Source organism: Marinobacter adhaerens HP15 (genome assembly GCF_000166295.1).
In the GTDB taxonomy this organism is placed as follows: Bacteria; Pseudomonadota; Gammaproteobacteria; order Pseudomonadales; family Oleiphilaceae; genus Marinobacter; species Marinobacter adhaerens.
The window spans coordinates 2,878,137-2,893,388 of sequence record NC_017506.1 but is presented as its reverse complement, the minus strand read 5'-3'; the positions used below and the strand labels follow the sequence as shown (position 1 = coordinate 2,893,388).

The window sequence follows — 15,252 nt, the reverse complement described above, 5'->3', positions numbered from 1 at the left end:
AAGTTTTGGTGTGGCTTGTGCCCTATGCTCGTGCCTGCTCAACGATTGTTCCCGATAGCAACAGGAATCAACGCCATGCCCATCTCTGTTCACTATGGTTTGACGGTACTGATCTGGGGGCTCACCTGGACAGCGATTCGTTTGCAGGTTGAAGCGGCGCCGGTCGATCTATCCGTTTTCTACCGATTCGTCATGGCCTCTGCCGTCGCATTGCTGGTGGTAGCTCTGGTGCGCAGGCTGGAAAAACTGACCCTCAAACAGCACGGCTGGCTGGTGCTGCAGGGGGCAACCCTGTACAGCATCAACTTCCTGCTGATTTATCGTGCGGCTGAATCCATGACAAGCGGTTTGCTGGCGGTGGTGTTTTCTTTGGCCGCTCTGTTTAACGCCCTGAATGGCTGGCTCTGGTTGCGCCTGAGACCGACTGCCCGGCTCTATCCGGCAATTTCTCTGGGTATCACGGGCGTGGCCCTTCTGTTCTGGCATGATCTGCAGCTTGGCAATGCCACGGCGACCAGCATTCTGTTCGCAATTGCCGGAACCTTCTGGTTTTCCATGGGTAACCTGGTCAGCATCAAGGTGCGAATGTCAAAGGTGCCGCTCTTCCTGGCAAACGCGTGGGCCATGGTTTACGGCGCGGTGATTCTTGGCATCTGGTGCCTGATTCAGGGTGTGGAATGGGTGGTCCCCACTGCGGCGACATTCTGGGGGGCAACCGTCTTCCTGGCGGTGCCCGGCTCCATCATTGCCTTTTATTGCTACATCACCGTTATCCAGACTCTCGGGGCCGACAAGGCTGGCTACGCCACCGTGCTCTTCCCGGTGGTCGCCCTGAGCGTGTCGACCTGGCTCGAGGGTTTTGAATGGACAGCAACCGCGGTGCTGGGCGCATCCCTGGCCCTGCTTGGAAATTATGTTTTGTTTCGATCGGCCAAAGCATAACGCTGGTGTAGCTCGCGCACTGCGTCTGCCAGCGCGGGGAAGGGGCCCTCGGTGGGAACGCCCGGAACCACTTGGTTGATTGGCAGGGTTGCAACGGGCGGTGGCGCCACGTGCAGTTCATCCAGCCAGGTTGAAAGCTGCTCTGAAGAGCTTGCGTAGACGATGCGGCCGAGCCCCACCCAACCATGGGCAGCCGCACACATCGGGCAGTGTTCGCCAGAGGTATAGACCGTTGAAGCTGCTCGCTCGTCCGGGGTCATGTTGGCAGCCGCCCAACGGGCTATCTCAAACTCCGGGTGGCGGGTCTCATCACCGCCAGCGGTTTCGTTGTGTCCTTCGTACCTGACGGCACCGGTCTCATCCACCAGCACAGAGCCAAACGGCGGGTTCCCGCTATCAACGGCCATTGAAGCCAGTTCCACGCAGCGGGCAAGATGTTTCATTTCAGTTTCGTAGATCACAATTCCTCCTTCACTGACCTCGGGCGTCCAGGTAATGCATCCAGAGCATACGAGCCGCTACCGCGCGCCACGGCCCCCATTGTTCGGCAAAGGCCAGCTGCTCATTCTTTGTCGGGCGGGCATCGAGCTTTTTGATGTCCTGTATTGCGGATGCCAGTGCCAGATCGCCCTGGGGCCAGACGTCCGGCCTGCCCAAGGCCATCATGTAATAGATGTCGACGGTCCAGGGCCCCAAACCGGGTATATCCAAAAGGTGGCTTCGGCCCTCGGCATCGTCAAGTGTTGCGAGGCGGGAGAGGTCCAGCTCACCACTCGCTATCCGATTGGCCAGCTCAACACAATACCGGGATTTCTGCCGTGTGAGCCCGACATTCCTGAGCCCGGACTCGCCGGCGCGCCTCACAGAATCAGGCGTTACCATTTCAAGGTGGGACTCTAGCCGCTGGAACATGGTGGCGGCGGCTTTGATCGAGACCTGTTGTTCAAGAATGATGTGGACCAATGATGCAAACCCGGGTTCGCGAATCCAGGTTGGCGGGTATCCAAGTCGGGCTCGCACCTCGTAAAGGTCGGGATCTCTCTCAGACAGGACGTCAACGCCCATCCGCAAGGTTTCGTCAGTGATCGTCTTTTGTTGCATAACCCCCTTTTGCCTAATGGCGAGCCGATTCCCGGTCTCCGTTCAGAATCTGCTGTTGCACATAGGAGCGAGCTTGCTCCGGCGGTAGAGACTCCATTGCAAAGGTCAGTGCCGACCAGACCAGAGCCATCATGACAGTCTGGAGTGAAACGCTGCCATCCGCGGGCAGTATCTGGTCGTCTGCCAATAAGGCGTTGATGGCTTTCAGGAGCTCGGGCGAAGAGCGGCAATCCTCAACAGTTGCAGCAATTGATGGTGCATCCGGGGAGACATGTTCAAAGAAAAACGTTTGGGCCGCTCGGGCGTACCCGTCACGAAAAGGCTCCTGGTTCGAGCGTTCTATGATGTTTCCCATCGCACTGCAGATGGAAGCCGCAATCACGATGCCCGAGTAGCCTCCGGGTGCGTCGTGGCGAAGCTGGCGTTTCGATCGGAATTGTTCGAGCCGTTTCGAGATGGCCGTACCGTACTGGGCGATCTCATCCACCATTTCAACGCCGCTGTCATCAAAGGGTTTGGATATCAGGCTCATGGAATGACTCTCAAATCAGTCGGGCAAACTGGACAGCCGCTTTGGAACCGGCCCCCACGAGCCCTGTCCATAGCCTCAGAACAAGACTCGCCTCAGCGGATCGATATTGCCCGGCTTCGTCACGATGGTGGACTTCGTCGAGCCGGCATGTCTCGAATCCTGCAAGTATAGCCCGCTCCGACTCGCGCCATGCATGCGGAGAAAGCGTTTTGATCTGCTCCTGGTAGTGCAGGTCAACAAAGGTTTCCACGGCTTCGATCGTGGCGAAAACCGCCTGTTTTCCCATCAATGCCGGGATAAGCCCCGTCAAAAAGCCGGCCAGGCGCCACAGTGGCAGCAGCAGGCTCGGGCGATAGCAGCACTGAAGCTGGTTAAAGAAGCGCAGATGCTCGCTCTCCGAGGCCAGGTGCTCCGTCGCGAAATCCAGCAGCTCTTTTTGGGGTCGCGTCGCCAGAATTCCCCGGTAAATCCACACGGCACCGGTTTCTCCCGCATGACTGCAGCGCAGCTCCTGCTCGAACTGCCGGCTTACTCCAACCTGGGAGAGCTGCTGGTGGTGTATGCCGTCGATCTGTAGTTCCGCCATCATTCAATATCCGCAGACACGATGGCAGTTTGTACGAAACAGACCCTCATTGGTTCTCAGGACCGATCCTTGGCGAACGAGTGGTGTCATTCCCATAAGGATATGCCCTTAGAGTCGAAAGGGATCCTGATGTGGGTAGGATGCGTAGTGCTTAGTGCTTTCGATGACCAACCAATGAGGTGAAGTCACTATGAAATTAACGCTTAAACACACCGTTGCTGCAGTCGCGCTCGCTCTGATTTCCGGCGTTGCGATGGCGGCGGAACACGTCGTTGAAATGAAGAATTCCGGCGCTGACGGCGCCATGGTTTTTGAACCGGGATTTGTGAAGGCCGAGCCTGGCGATACCGTCAAATTTGTTCTTGTCGATCCAGCACATAACTCCGTGTCCGTAGAGGTGCCTGAGGGTGCTGAAGGCTGGCAGAGTGCTATCAACGAAGGCATTACGGTAACGCTCAACGAAGAAGGGGTATATGTGTACAAATGCACTCCCCACGCTGCGCTGAACATGGCCGGTGTCATTCAGGTAGGCGAAGCGGTCAATTACGACTCTGCGAAAGCCGCCGTGGATAAGCTCACTGCAGCCGCTGCAACGAACAAGGACCGTCTGACCGGTTACTTTGAAAAAGTCCAGAAGTAAGTTAATCGGGCTAAAGGCCGCTCAAATTACTGCGCGGCCTTTTCTCTTTTAATCGAAGACAATGCGATTACGGCCGTCCCGCTTCGCTTTGTAGAGTCGCTGGTCGACCAGATCCAGGAAATCGGCGATGCAGTCGTCGCGTGAGGGAACCACAGTGCCTATTCCCATGCTGATCGTAACCTTTTTACTGTTCGGGCTGTCCCCCTGGGGAATCTGTTCCTCAAGGAGTAACTGACGGCAACGTTCAGCCACACTGATGGCAGCTGACGCGTCCGTTTCGGGCAAGACGATTACGAATTCCTCACCACCGAACCTTGCCACGAAGTCGCGGGGACGTTGGGCCGCGTTCTCCAGTAGCGTAGCGATTCGTTTGAGACACTCATCGCCCTGCAAATGGCCGTTCAGATCGTTGTACGCTTTGAAATTGTCGATATCGAGCAGTATGACTGACAGAGAGGACTGGTGTCGGATGGCGTGGTTCCAGTTCTCGTTCATGACGGTATCAAACATTCGGCGGTTTGCGACGCCGGTAAGTCCATCCTTGTAAGAGTACTCTTCCAGTTTCTTCTGCAGTGCGACCAATTCGTCCTCGGTTTTCTTGCGCTCGCTGATGTCGAACATAAAGCCGATAAGAGCCTCGACATCGCCGTTATCGTCACGCAGTACATGCACCACATCCCGCAACCAGACGTATTCCCCTCCCTCCGTGAGGGCCCGATAGTCCGCCTCATGATCGACTCCGGCCTCGGATTGCGATACGCAGAAATTGACAACCCGCTCCCGATCCTCGGGGTGCATGCGGGTGGCCCAATCGTCTACGGTTAGCCAGCTGTCCTGGGGCCAGCCGAGCAAGGCTTCAATCTGAGGCCCTATGTATTCGAATTGCATGGTTCGCCAGTTGATTTTCCAGGGAATCGCTCTGGTTGATTCCAATAAGGTTCTGTAAACAGAGCTATCTTCAACCAGTCCAGCGGGGTTGTCACTCAATGCATTTTTCTCCGATTACCGAGCCAGAGCAGCTCTGTTTCTGGGTGATGAACGTAAAAGGAACGTGGTTTCCTATGGTTAAGATAAACCAGTCCCCGCATCAAAAATACCGCTTTTGGTGCTTGCCAGTCTTCGGGGTGATCCCGTTGTTTCAGGAGGTGTGATTGTGAGCATTGATCCGGTGCGTAATTCTCGAGTCACGAACGCACTGAAAACACAGTTCGTTGCTGATGCCCTCGCCATGCCCGTCCACTGGTATTACAACCCCATGGACATTGAAAAGGCTTTTCCCGGCGGAGTCCAGAAATTCGAGGCCGCACCGGAGTTCCATCCTTCGTCGATCATGTCTTTGCACTCTACCCGCCGTGGTGGTCGCCGTTATGGTCATAATGCTGAGGCGGAGCCGCAAATTGTGGGCGAGGTTATCCTCAAGGGCCGCGACCAGTTCTGGAATGTGCCGAACGTTCATTATCATCATGGCATGGGTGCGGGAGAGAACACCCTGAATGCCCATTGCAGCCGCGTGCTCATGCGTTGCCTGGCGGACGGGAAAGGTGAATACAGTTCTCAGGCGTTTCTTTCGGCGTACATCGGCTTTATGACCGCCGATCCACCGGCGCATCCGGATACCTATGCTGAATCCTACCACCGAGGGTTTTTCGCCAATTATGCGAAGGGTTTACCGGCGCAGCAGTGTGCCATGGTTACCCACGATACGCCGTCTATCGGTGGCCTGGTGACGATTGCTGCACTGGTGTTTGCAGAGCGACTCCGTGGCAGGGACGTAACCGGTATTCAGGCCCATTGTCGGGACCATCTTGCGCTGACCCATCCGGATGAGAGCTTGATGAGGGTATGCGACCGCTACGTGAAACTGCTCTGTGGTCTGCTCGAAGGTCCCGATGACGAGGGTATCAAGGCGCTGCTTTCAGAGGCTGGCAAGGGTGCTGGCGGGCTGGATGTCGCCGGATTGGTCAAGCGGAACCTGCCCGACAACCAGGTCGTGGGCCGGATGTATTCGCCAGCGTGTTATATCTCAGACTCCTGGCCGGTCGTTCTTTACCTGGCCTACAAGTACCGGAACGATCCGTGGCTGGCGCTTCGCATGAACACCAACCTCGGTGGCGATAACGTTCACAGAGGCATCGTGCTGGGGGCGCTGTTGGGGCTGACGACTGGTCAAGTGGCCACCAACTGGTTCGATCAGTTGGTGGCCCACGAGGCGATCAGTGAGGAGATCACCGCGCTGATCAGCGCGGCAAGCGCTCCCAGATAGTCACTTCAGACAGGGTATGCTGGAACTTGTGTTGGGTTTCGCGGATAACGAAAGGCACCTTTTTCGGCTCACTGACTAACCGGAAATGCTGTGAGAGGTGTTCTTTCAGGCCATCCAGCGTGGTGTGATTCTCACCATCCTTCTTGAAACCGCCAATCCACTCTTCTTTGGGCGTATGTTCTTCCAGCCAGGTGTAGGGAGAGGCAATAACCAACAGGCCACCGTCGTTAATGCGCTCGTGAATGCTGTCCAGGAAGCGCCTTGGGCGGTAAAGGCGATCAATGAGGTTGGCCGCCAGAACAAGGTCGTAGCCCGAGTACTGCGGTTTCAGGTTACAGGCATCGCCCTGGTAGAAGCTTACCCGATCTGAGCATTCCTCAAGACCCAGCTCTTTGAGTGTCCGGGTGTGATAGCTGACCAGTTCACCTTCCTCTGCCAGCGCATAGCGAATGGAGCCCTGCTCGGCCATCTCCACGCCCAGCCTGATAAAGTTGGCCGAGAAATCGACACCTTCCACCTCGTCAAAGCGCCTTGCCAATTCAAAACTGGACCGACCGCAGGCACAGCCCAGATCCAGGGCTTTTCCGGTTGGCTTGCCCGTCATCGCATCCAGGGCAAGATCCGCCAGGGCTTTGGGGAAGTTCTCAACACCAAACCAGGTGTCACCGAAGTGGAATTCCGCGTATTCAGTCAGCAACCGGTCGCTTTCATAGTAGGCGTTCGGTTGCACGGCCTCGTTTTCGGAGGCGATGTAGCGGAAGCCGGCATGCTGGAAGAAGTGCCTGCGGAACGCATAACGAGCCGACATTCGGGCTTCGTTGCCGCAGGAAATCCAGGAACCGCCCTTGATCAGGTTGTGTTGCCCGTCGAACGTCGGCGTTGTGAAATCGTCGTACAGCGGATGAACCTTGAAATTATCGAACGGATAGGTCGGTGTTTCCGTCCATTGCCAGACGTTGCCAACAACGTCGAACCACTGACCATGCCGGAACCGGGTAACCGGGCAAGAAGATGCTCCATGGTCGAGATGCAGGTTGGCCTTTGCGGGATCATGGCCCACTTCTTCGATGCCGGCCTCGGCGCACAGGCGGTACCACTCGTCCTCGGTTGGCAGGCGGATTGGCTGGCCGGTTTGCTCCCGTTTCCACTCACAAAAGGCTTTGGCCTCGTGGTAGTTCACCTCGACGGGCCAGTCCCAGGGCATCTCGACCTCTTCAGTCATAAGGCGCAGATGCCAACCGTTCTGCCAGCGCCAGAAAGTCGGATGCTTCGCCATGGCAAATTGCCGCCAGGCACAACCCTCCTCACTCCAGAATCGATCCTCCTGGTAACCACCGGCTTCAACAAACTCCAGGAATTCCTGGTTGCTGACGAGATACTGACTGGCCCTGAACTCATCAACCTGGGCCTCGTGTTCGCCGTACTCATTGTCCCAGCCGTAGAAGGCGTCGTCGTAGGATTTGCCGATGGAAACTGTGCCAGCCGGTACGGTGAACAGTTCGTTTTCCGGTGCTTCGCCGGTCTCGCGAATCGGTGCCCATTCTGGCTGCGGCCGCACCTTTGAGAGGTCGTGCTGGCGGATCAGCACGGACGAGGTCTCAAGGTGGATGCGTTCGTGCTCAACACCCATAACGATCGGCCACCAGGGATTCTCCCAGTTGATCGGCAGGCTGAGCGGGAGTGTTTCAATCAGGTCCAGAACAGTTGCGCGAACTTTAGCGCGGTAATCCAGCACCTCGGCAACGGTGGGCCAGTCGTAATGATCTTCGTCCAGATCGTCCCAGCTCATCTCATCAACGCCCACCGCGAAAATCGACTCCATGTGAGGGTCGATGCGCTCTGGAAGGAGTTTGGCCAGCACCAGTTTATTGACGAAAAAAGTTGCGGTGTGGCCGAGGTAAAAAATGAGGGGGTGTCTCAGAGGAATCGATTTCTGGAAATAGCCCGAATCACCGGCGAGGCAGTCGAAGAGGCGCGTGTAGGTATCAAAGGTGTTGGTGAAGTAGGAAGCAATTTCGGCGCGTTTGTCCTCCACAGACCCAACACTCAGATCCGGCGTTCTAAGCAGGCCGACTCCGGGTTTGAGGGCTCGGCTGGGGGACTGCACTTCCGGTATTGGCATTGTCATTTATGGACACGTCCTTTGTTGTGTTTGCTAACAGCAATACGTCTTGTGGGTGGGGGATGGTTCAATTTCCCCCTAAAACTGTTCAGACGATTCCTTTGCCGAAATTGTTACAAGCCGGATTCTTTGGCCAAAGCTACCGCTCGGGGCGCGCCCAGTGCAAGAAGAACGGCACCCGATGAACAGGCAAGCATTGAAACTGCGATGCTCAGGAGTGTCTGGCCTCCAGAGACAGAGGATAGGGTGCTGACTGCCCCGGCAATGGTGAACTGCGATGCGCCCAGAAGAGCCGCCGCAGTGCCGCTGAGATTCGGAAAGAACTCCATGGCGTTGGCCATGTTATTGGGCACGATGCCGCCCTGGCAGCCGATGGCAACGATGATGCACCCTGCCACCAGCCAGAGGGGCCCCTGGAACTGCACGCTGGCAACCAGAGCCACAAGAGCCAGGCATTGTGCAATAACCTGGGCACGCACCAACTGCACCGAGGAAAATCGCCTCAGCAGCGGACGATTAGTCAGATTCAGGGCAGCCATGAACGCAATGTTGGCGGCGAACAGAAGGGCGAAGGTGCTGTTGGAGAGCCCGTACCATTCCTGATAGATAAATGAGGAGTGGGTGATGAACAGGAGCATAGTGCTGAAACACAGAACCTGAATGCCGATAAAACGCATGGTGGTTTTGTGTTTGAGCACCAGCAGGTAATTGGTCACCAGGGAGCGAATGGGCGTGGTTGTCGGTGTGCGCGGTTGAAGCCTTGGGAAAAGCGCCAGTTGGAGAGTTAGCACAAGAAACGCGGCATAGCCGGCCAGCATCAGGAATATCCAGTGCCACTCACCCAGTGCAAGCATCAGTGAACCCAGCGACGGCGCCGCAGCGGGCGCTATGAACATGATCAGGCCAATGAGCCCGAACAGCCGGGCAGCGTCCTGTCCACTGACTTCGTCGCGAACAATCGCAGGAACCGACACCGCACAGAAAGCGCCACCAATGCCCTGCGCGATCCGCCAGAACACCATGTCGGACAGAGTGTCAGCCAGCGATACCATGACTGCACCTGCCATAAAAATCAGCAATCCACCGAAAAGCACCGGTTTGCGACCGTATCGGTCAGACAGGGGGCCGCCCACCAGCTGGGCAAGCCCCAGGGTGGTGACATAGGCGCTGAGCGTGAGCCCCACGTGCCCGTGATCAACGCCCAAACCGTCGGCAATGTCCGGGAAAGCGGGCAGGTAGGCATCAAGTGCCAATGGCCCGAGCGCCACGGTCATGCCCAGCAGGATGGCCAGGTGCAGATGCGACAAGACTGATCTCCTTGAAAGGTAGAATCCTAACAATACGGTGGCATATTTCATCAGACCATGCGTATTTTCAGAAATCCCCGTGCATGATCCATTCACTTCCTGTAGCCTGCGCGGCTTTTTCTTCCGGAGGCAGACCTTATGACCGCTCAATCCCAATCTCTCCCGCGAGCCCGAAGCGGGCCGCTTGCAGACAGTGATCCCGTTGTTCTCGTGCTCACGATCGGCTTCATACTTCTGTTCGTGGGTGCCTCGATCGTCGACAGCGGATACGTGGCCGACCTGATCGGAGCCGGGTTTGCGTGGACTGCAACCTATCTGGGCTCTTTTTTCCAGGTGCTGCTGCTACTCACGTTTTTCATCGCTATGGGAACAGCCCTGAGCCGGGCCGGCACTGCCAGAATCGGCGGACTGGATCGGCCGGAGATTGGTCGGTTTCGCTGGTTGTCGATGATTATGTGCACCCTGCTGGCCGGGGGCGGAGTGTTTTTCGCGGCCGGGGAACCGGTTTACCACTTCGTTGTCACACCGCCGGCCTTTGATACCGAAGCTGGCTCAGCCTCGGCCGTTGCTCCTGCAATGGCCCAGTCGTTCACGCACTGGGGTTTCCTGGCCTGGGCCGTGTTGGGCTCCCTTACAGCGCTGGTTCTGACCCGTGCCCATTACGGCCAGGGCAAACCCCTGCAGCCGAGAACCCTGTTATACCCGGTGTTTGGTGAGAAGGTCATTCAAGGGCGCCTTGGCGGTGTTATCGATGCCTTCTGTGTGATTGCCGTGGTAGCAGGGACGGTTGGCCCCATCGGATTTCTGGCCACTCAGATGAGTTTTGGATTGCATGAGCTGTTTGGCGTACCGGATGGATATGGCACCCAGTTGACCGTATTGGTGGTGCTGGCCGGCGTCTACATGACCTCTGCCATGACCGGACTGCACAAGGGCATTCAGTTGCTGAGCCGTTTCAACGTGATTCTGGCGCTCGTCATTGCCGGGGTTATCTTTGTCTTCGGGCCAACGCTGTTCCTGGCCAATACCTACACCCAGTCGATGGGCGAATACGTGACCTCGTTCTTTGCCATGGCAACCATGACCGCTGAAACTGCCCCTGCCTGGTGGATGAAATGGTGGACGGTGTTCTTCTTTGCCTGGTTCATTGGTTACACGCCGTTGATGGCGGTCTTCGTCGCCAGAATTTCCCGGGGCCGGACGGTTCGGGAAATGGTTCTGGCGGTTGCCGTTCTGGCGCCCATCGCGACCACCATCTGGTTCACACTGCTCGGTGGTTCCGGCATTTATCACCAGCTTGCCGGTACCTTCGACCTGACCGAAGCACTGAACAACTTCCGCTTTGATGTGGCCACACTGACCGTGGCGCAGGCCCTGCCCGGCGGCACCTGGATGGCGGCTGCGATTCTTTTGCTGACAACCATTTTCGTGGCCACCACCGGCGACTCCATGAGCTATTCCATTGCCATGGTCGGGGCAGGCCATGACGAACCGAACCCGTGGATCCGTGTCTTCTGGGGGGGTGCCATGGCATTGATGGCAGCGATTCTTCTGTACATGGGGGCGGGCCAGATCGGCGTGCTCCAGCAGTTTATTGTGCTGACGGCGATTCCGGTTTCACTGATCATCCTTCCCTCGCTCTGGACCGGGCCGAAAGCGGCCTTGGCAATGGCGCGTGAGCAAGGGCTGGTCTAGGCTTTTATGGAACACAGCGGGACAGGGACGTACTTCCTCGCGGACTCCTATGATCGAAAGCTCCTGGAGGGCTGATGCTGGAATCGTTTGAAGCCGGTTTCACGGCTTGGTTGTGGCCGGGGTCTTCGGCGATTCTTGCGGTTGCGGTTACTTACATCGTTTACCGTCTGGCCCTCGCTGTGTTCCGGCATTTCTCAGAGTCCAGAACGGTCATCCGGCTGTTCCTGGATGCCGCTGCCCGGGCTTTGGGTGTCGTTTTCTGCCTGCTTACCCTGGTCGGTTCCCTGGCCGCCGCGCCAGCGGATCTGCCCCTGATCTCAGCCATTCAGCAGGTCGCCACCCTGCTGCTCATCCTTGCCATCACATGGGCGGCAGTCAGACTGACTTCGGCTATTGGCGAAGTCATTGTTGCGCTCAATCCGGTGCTGGAAGGGCAGTGGAAGCGAGCCCGCAAGGTCGAAACCCAGACCCGATTCCTGGTCCGCGCACTTAACATCCTCATCGTGATCATCGGTCTTGGCGCTGCCCTGATGACCTTTGAATCGGTTCAGCACATGGGCGCCAGCCTTCTCGCCTCCGCGGGTGTCGGTGGCCTGATTCTCGGTTTCGCGGCCCGTCCTGTGTTGAGCAACCTGCTGGCCGGCATGCAGATTGCCCTGACCCAACCCTTCCGTATAGACGACGTGCTGTATGTGCAGGGTGAGTGGTGCTGGGTGGAAGAAGTAACAGCCACCTATGTGGTCTTACGGGTCTGGGATCTGCGCCGCCTCGTAGTGCCACTGCAATGGTTTATCGAGAATCCGTTCCAGAACTGGTCCAGGAATACCGCAGAGCTGCTGGGAACAGTGTTTATCTGGGTCGACTACACCATGCCGGTTGAACCGCTCCGGCAGGAATTCACTCGTCTGCTCAATGAATCGGGGCTCTGGGATGGCGAATTTTCCTCAGTGCAGGTGACCGATTCCAGTGATCAGGCCATCCAGGTGCGTTTTTTGATGAGCGCCGCCAACTCCAGCAAGAACTGGGACCTGAGATGTGCGGTCCGGGAGGGCATGGTAACCTTCATTCAGGAACACTACCCGGCTCAGCTACCCAGGCTTCGGGCCCGGATGGTGGAAAACTGAGATTTCTCGAGGACCCTGCATGTCTGCCAAAACCGTCTGGATAACCGGTGCTTCCTCTGGCATCGGTGAAGCACTTGCCTTGCAGTTTGCAAAGAATGGCGACCGTCTGGTGCTTTCCGCTCGTCGGGAAGATGAGTTGGAGCGTGTTGCCGAACGTTGCCGGGCTGCCGCCGGGACAGGAACCGGGCAGGTACTGGTACTCCCACTGGACGTTACCGACTGGGATTCACTTCCGGGCAAGGTTGAGGCGGTCCTGGCTCAGTTCGGTACCATCGATCTGCTGGTGAACAACGCCGGCGTTTCGCAACGGTCCCTGTGCAAGGACACAGACATGTCGGTCTACCAGAAACTGATGGATGTGGATGTCATGGGTCAGATTGCCCTGACCAAAGCGGTGCTTCCCCATATGCTCGAGCGTGGCTCCGGCCACCTCGCCGTGACCTCCAGCGTCGCCGGTAAAGTCGGCGCCCCCATGCGTACCGGCTATTGTGCCGCGAAGCATGCCGTTATGGGATTCTTCGATGCGTTACGGGCCGAGGTTGAAGGCCAGGGCGTGAGCGTCTCGACCATCACCCCCGGTTTCATTCGCACGGATATTTCCCGCAATGCCCTTGCCGGTGACGGCTCAGCCTACGGCAAGGAAGATGAGGACATTGCTGGCGGCATGGACGTGACCGAGTGCGCCGAGGTGGTGTTCAAAGGTCTCGAGGCAAAGAAGCGCGAAATCCCGGTGGGTAAGGGCAAGGAAATGGCTGCCCTCTGGATCAAGCGAATCTCGCCAGAGGCCCTGTTCCGTATGGCGAGGGCTCGATCCTAGGGTTCAGCCGATTAAAGCCGGGGCTGATCAGAACTTGTAGTTCAGCCCCACTGCAAGCAGATACGAGGATTCATCGTAGAAGGTCAGGTTGGACTGGGTGTCGCCGTAGCCTGCAAACGAAATAAACGACCAATCCTTCCAGCCCATGAACTGTGGGTACTCGTAGGCTGCGAACAGACTGAACTCATCATCCGAACGCGTCCTGTTGAACAGGGTGCTGGCGCTGTCGTAATCCCGTCTTGTGAATCCTGCGGTCAAAACCAGTCTGTGCCGGTCCAGAATATTGAACCAGCTGACTTCGGCTCCATAGGCGTCGAAGCTGCTGGCACTGCCATCGGCATCGTGCTGGATGTAAACAACAGAGGGTGAGACAAAGCTGGTCGGCGAGACGGTAAAGCGGTAGCTACCTTTCGTGTAGTAACTGTCTGCATCCCGGGCCAGGTCTGTACCCGCCGTCAGATCATCTTCGACATCCGTTGTTGCAAAGGCGAGATCCAGGCTAAAGCCGGAGCCGGAGATGCTGTTAAGTTGCAGACGGTAGGCGTTGCCTGAGACGTCTGTTTCTTTCCTCGGCGTGTTGAGCTGATAAGGATTTTGCCAGGTTTCTCCCGAAATCACCGTGGGCAAAAAGGAAACATCCACCACGGTTCCCGAGCTGAGACTGTATTTATACCCGAGTTGCACGGCCAGGGTGCCGACCGCAATATCTTCCCTGGTGGTACCAAAGTAAATCTGCTGATTCAGTCCATCGCCGAAGGTGTAGGCAATGTTGCCAAGGGGCGCGATCAGGCCCTCTGACTCGCTGTCTGCCTTGTTCTCGAGGGAACTGATGGTTCGGTTGCCATCGACGTTAAAGTTGGACGTGGAAGAGATGATCCCTGCATTCAGCGAGACTTCACCGCTGAACCCCTTTTGAGGAGGCGCCGGTTGCGCGAAGACAGGCATCGCGATGAACAGAGCCGGGAGGGCAAGGTGCTTTTTCATTCGGAAGCTCCGATTATGGTGGATTGGGCGCGGTTTTCTGGGGTACGACCTCAATGATGCAGTATTTACGTGTAAACATTGTTTCGCGGTTCAGCCAGACGATGACTGCAGCCAGGGCTCCCACCGAGCAATGTCGAAACTCAGCAACAGAAACAGGTTTAACGAGCGAAAGGGAATGGAATCGGGTTGTGTGGTGTGATCTTCTGAAGGCATTCACTGGCGTCCCGTTTGTGGCCGAATGCGGGGTAGGCCGGTTCCAACACACAGTGATAATACGCAGTTAAGTGGAGACGGGGGTAGTGCTATTGAAAAAGCAACCGTTGGTGGCCTTTCCTCTGGTTTACCTGGGTTGGGCGTATATCCTCTGGATACCGGTGCTGCTCTCGGATTCCTCGGTTTGGGCATTTCCAAACCTGATCTGGTTTTTGATTGGCGGGGCCAGCCCTGTCGTTGCCGGTCTTGGCCTTGCAGCGGCGAACGGTGGAAAAGAGCAACTGGAAGACCTTTGGCGGCGCCTGACGGACTGGCGTCGTATCCCCGGCCGCTGGTGGCTCATCATCGTGTTGTTCTGGCTTGCTTACGATCTTGCCATGGCGGGCCTGGCAATGCTTCTGGGCGTTGCTGGCGAGCCCCTGGATACCAACTGGCAGTTGTTTGTTAATCCCGGGCCCTTGCTGTTCTTGTTGGTTCTTTCCTTTGTGTTCCCGGCAGTGGAAGAAGTGGGGTTACGCGGCTTTTATCTGGAGGCCCTGCAACAGCGCTTCAGTCCCCTTGTAGGGGGCCTGGTGAACGGGGTGGTCTGGGCGCTGTGGCACGCACCCTTCGTCTTTTTCCCCGGGTATTACGCCAACACCACGTTTCACCCCGAGCTTTACTGGTGGATGCCGATGATCATCTGCCATACGTTGTTGATTGTGCTCGTTTATAACCGCACTGGTCGAAGCATTCTGGCGGTCCTGATTTTCCACGCCATGATGAACTTCACCGGTGAATGGTTGCGAATTTCCCCTGAAATGTACCCCTTCATGCTCTTCGGCAACTTGGCCCTTGCAGCGCTGCTGGTCATGTTTTGGAAAAGCGGCCGCCAGTCTCTGCCAAATACGTGTTAGTCTCCGGCAAATACCCAAAAGCAAACGACT

At 56.9% G+C, this 15,252-nt stretch carries 15 protein-coding genes; 7 read left to right on the top strand and 8 right to left on the bottom strand.

Going from position 1 to position 15,252, the window contains the following annotated elements; all coding sequences use genetic code 11:
- The first annotated feature begins 75 nt into the window (after positions 1 to 75).
- Positions 76 to 942 carry a DMT family transporter gene (locus HP15_RS13615; protein ID WP_041645474.1) on the top strand — a complete coding sequence of 289 codons (867 nt, stop codon included), beginning with the start codon at positions 76 to 78 and terminating at the stop codon, positions 940 to 942.
- On the opposite strand, the gene HP15_RS13610 is transcribed toward HP15_RS13615, so the two are convergent.
- The 4 genes from HP15_RS13610 to HP15_RS13595 are packed head-to-tail and all read right to left on the bottom strand — an operon-like array spanning position 912 to position 3,164.
- Complete coding sequence (locus tag HP15_RS13610) at positions 912 to 1,403, bottom strand: nucleoside deaminase (RefSeq protein ID WP_227499637.1); 492 nt, start codon at positions 1,401 to 1,403, stop codon at positions 912 to 914. The two genes, HP15_RS13615 and HP15_RS13610, sit on opposite strands and share 31 nt — an antisense overlap.
- A gap of 10 nt (positions 1,404 to 1,413) precedes the next feature.
- Entirely contained in the window at positions 1,414 to 2,043 is a 630-nt protein-coding gene (locus HP15_RS13605; protein WP_014578005.1) for a DNA-3-methyladenine glycosylase family protein, read from the bottom strand.
- A 13-nt stretch (positions 2,044 to 2,056) separates the two neighbouring features.
- Complete coding sequence (locus HP15_RS13600) at positions 2,057 to 2,575, bottom strand: hypothetical protein (protein ID WP_014578004.1); 519 nt, start codon at positions 2,573 to 2,575, stop codon at positions 2,057 to 2,059.
- A 10-nt stretch (positions 2,576 to 2,585) separates the two neighbouring features.
- Positions 2,586 to 3,164, bottom strand: a complete 579-nt coding sequence (locus HP15_RS13595) for a demethoxyubiquinone hydroxylase family protein (RefSeq protein ID WP_014578003.1) — start codon at positions 3,162 to 3,164, stop codon at positions 2,586 to 2,588.
- A gap of 187 nt (positions 3,165 to 3,351) precedes the next feature.
- On the opposite strand from HP15_RS13595, the gene HP15_RS13590 reads away from it, so the two are divergent.
- Positions 3,352 to 3,801 carry a pseudoazurin gene (locus tag HP15_RS13590; RefSeq protein WP_014578002.1) on the top strand — a complete coding sequence of 150 codons (450 nt, stop codon included), beginning with the start codon at positions 3,352 to 3,354 and terminating at the stop codon, positions 3,799 to 3,801.
- A gap of 48 nt (positions 3,802 to 3,849) precedes the next feature.
- Here HP15_RS13590 and HP15_RS13585 read toward each other — a convergent pair whose 3' ends face one another.
- On the bottom strand, positions 3,850 to 4,788 hold the full coding sequence (locus tag HP15_RS13585) for a GGDEF domain-containing protein (RefSeq protein WP_014578001.1): 939 nt from the start codon (positions 4,786 to 4,788) through the stop codon (positions 3,850 to 3,852).
- A 166-nt stretch (positions 4,789 to 4,954) separates the two neighbouring features.
- On the opposite strand from HP15_RS13585, the gene HP15_RS13580 reads away from it, so the two are divergent.
- A complete protein-coding gene (locus HP15_RS13580; protein WP_041645472.1) occupies positions 4,955 to 6,064 on the top strand; it encodes an ADP-ribosylglycohydrolase family protein in 1,110 nt (369 codons plus the stop codon).
- Here the strand turns inward: HP15_RS13580 and ovoA are convergent.
- Both ovoA and HP15_RS13570 read right to left on the bottom strand, forming a co-directional pair.
- Positions 6,039 to 8,192, bottom strand: a complete 2,154-nt coding sequence (gene ovoA / locus HP15_RS13575; RefSeq protein ID WP_041645470.1) for a 5-histidylcysteine sulfoxide synthase — start codon at positions 8,190 to 8,192, stop codon at positions 6,039 to 6,041. The two genes, HP15_RS13580 and ovoA, sit on opposite strands and share 26 nt — an antisense overlap.
- A 107-nt stretch (positions 8,193 to 8,299) precedes the next feature.
- Positions 8,300 to 9,493 carry a multidrug effflux MFS transporter gene (locus tag HP15_RS13570; protein WP_014577998.1) on the bottom strand — a complete coding sequence of 398 codons (1,194 nt, stop codon included), beginning with the start codon at positions 9,491 to 9,493 and terminating at the stop codon, positions 8,300 to 8,302.
- A 138-nt stretch (positions 9,494 to 9,631) separates the two neighbouring features.
- Between HP15_RS13570 and HP15_RS13565 the strand changes: the two genes are divergently transcribed.
- From HP15_RS13565 to HP15_RS13555, 3 genes are all read left to right on the top strand, one after another.
- The gene (locus tag HP15_RS13565; RefSeq protein WP_041645468.1) at positions 9,632 to 11,188 is read left to right on the top strand and encodes a BCCT family transporter; all 1,557 of its coding nucleotides are present in this window, start codon (positions 9,632 to 9,634) and stop codon (positions 11,186 to 11,188) included.
- 74 nt (positions 11,189 to 11,262) lie between these two features.
- Positions 11,263 to 12,312, top strand: a complete 1,050-nt coding sequence (locus tag HP15_RS13560; protein WP_014577996.1) for a mechanosensitive ion channel family protein — start codon at positions 11,263 to 11,265, stop codon at positions 12,310 to 12,312.
- 19 nt (positions 12,313 to 12,331) lie between these two features.
- The gene (locus HP15_RS13555) at positions 12,332 to 13,129 is read left to right on the top strand and encodes an SDR family oxidoreductase (RefSeq protein ID WP_014577995.1); all 798 of its coding nucleotides are present in this window, start codon (positions 12,332 to 12,334) and stop codon (positions 13,127 to 13,129) included.
- 27 nt (positions 13,130 to 13,156) lie between these two features.
- Here the strand turns inward: HP15_RS13555 and HP15_RS13550 are convergent, their stop codons facing one another.
- Positions 13,157 to 14,113 carry a DUF2860 domain-containing protein gene (locus HP15_RS13550; RefSeq protein ID WP_014577994.1) on the bottom strand — a complete coding sequence of 319 codons (957 nt, stop codon included), beginning with the start codon at positions 14,111 to 14,113 and terminating at the stop codon, positions 13,157 to 13,159.
- A gap of 299 nt (positions 14,114 to 14,412) precedes the next feature.
- Here HP15_RS13550 and HP15_RS13545 point away from each other — a divergent pair, with 299 nt between their 5' ends.
- A complete protein-coding gene (locus HP15_RS13545; RefSeq protein WP_014577992.1) occupies positions 14,413 to 15,222 on the top strand; it encodes a type II CAAX endopeptidase family protein in 810 nt (269 codons plus the stop codon).
- Positions 15,223 to 15,252 lie beyond the last annotated feature (30 nt).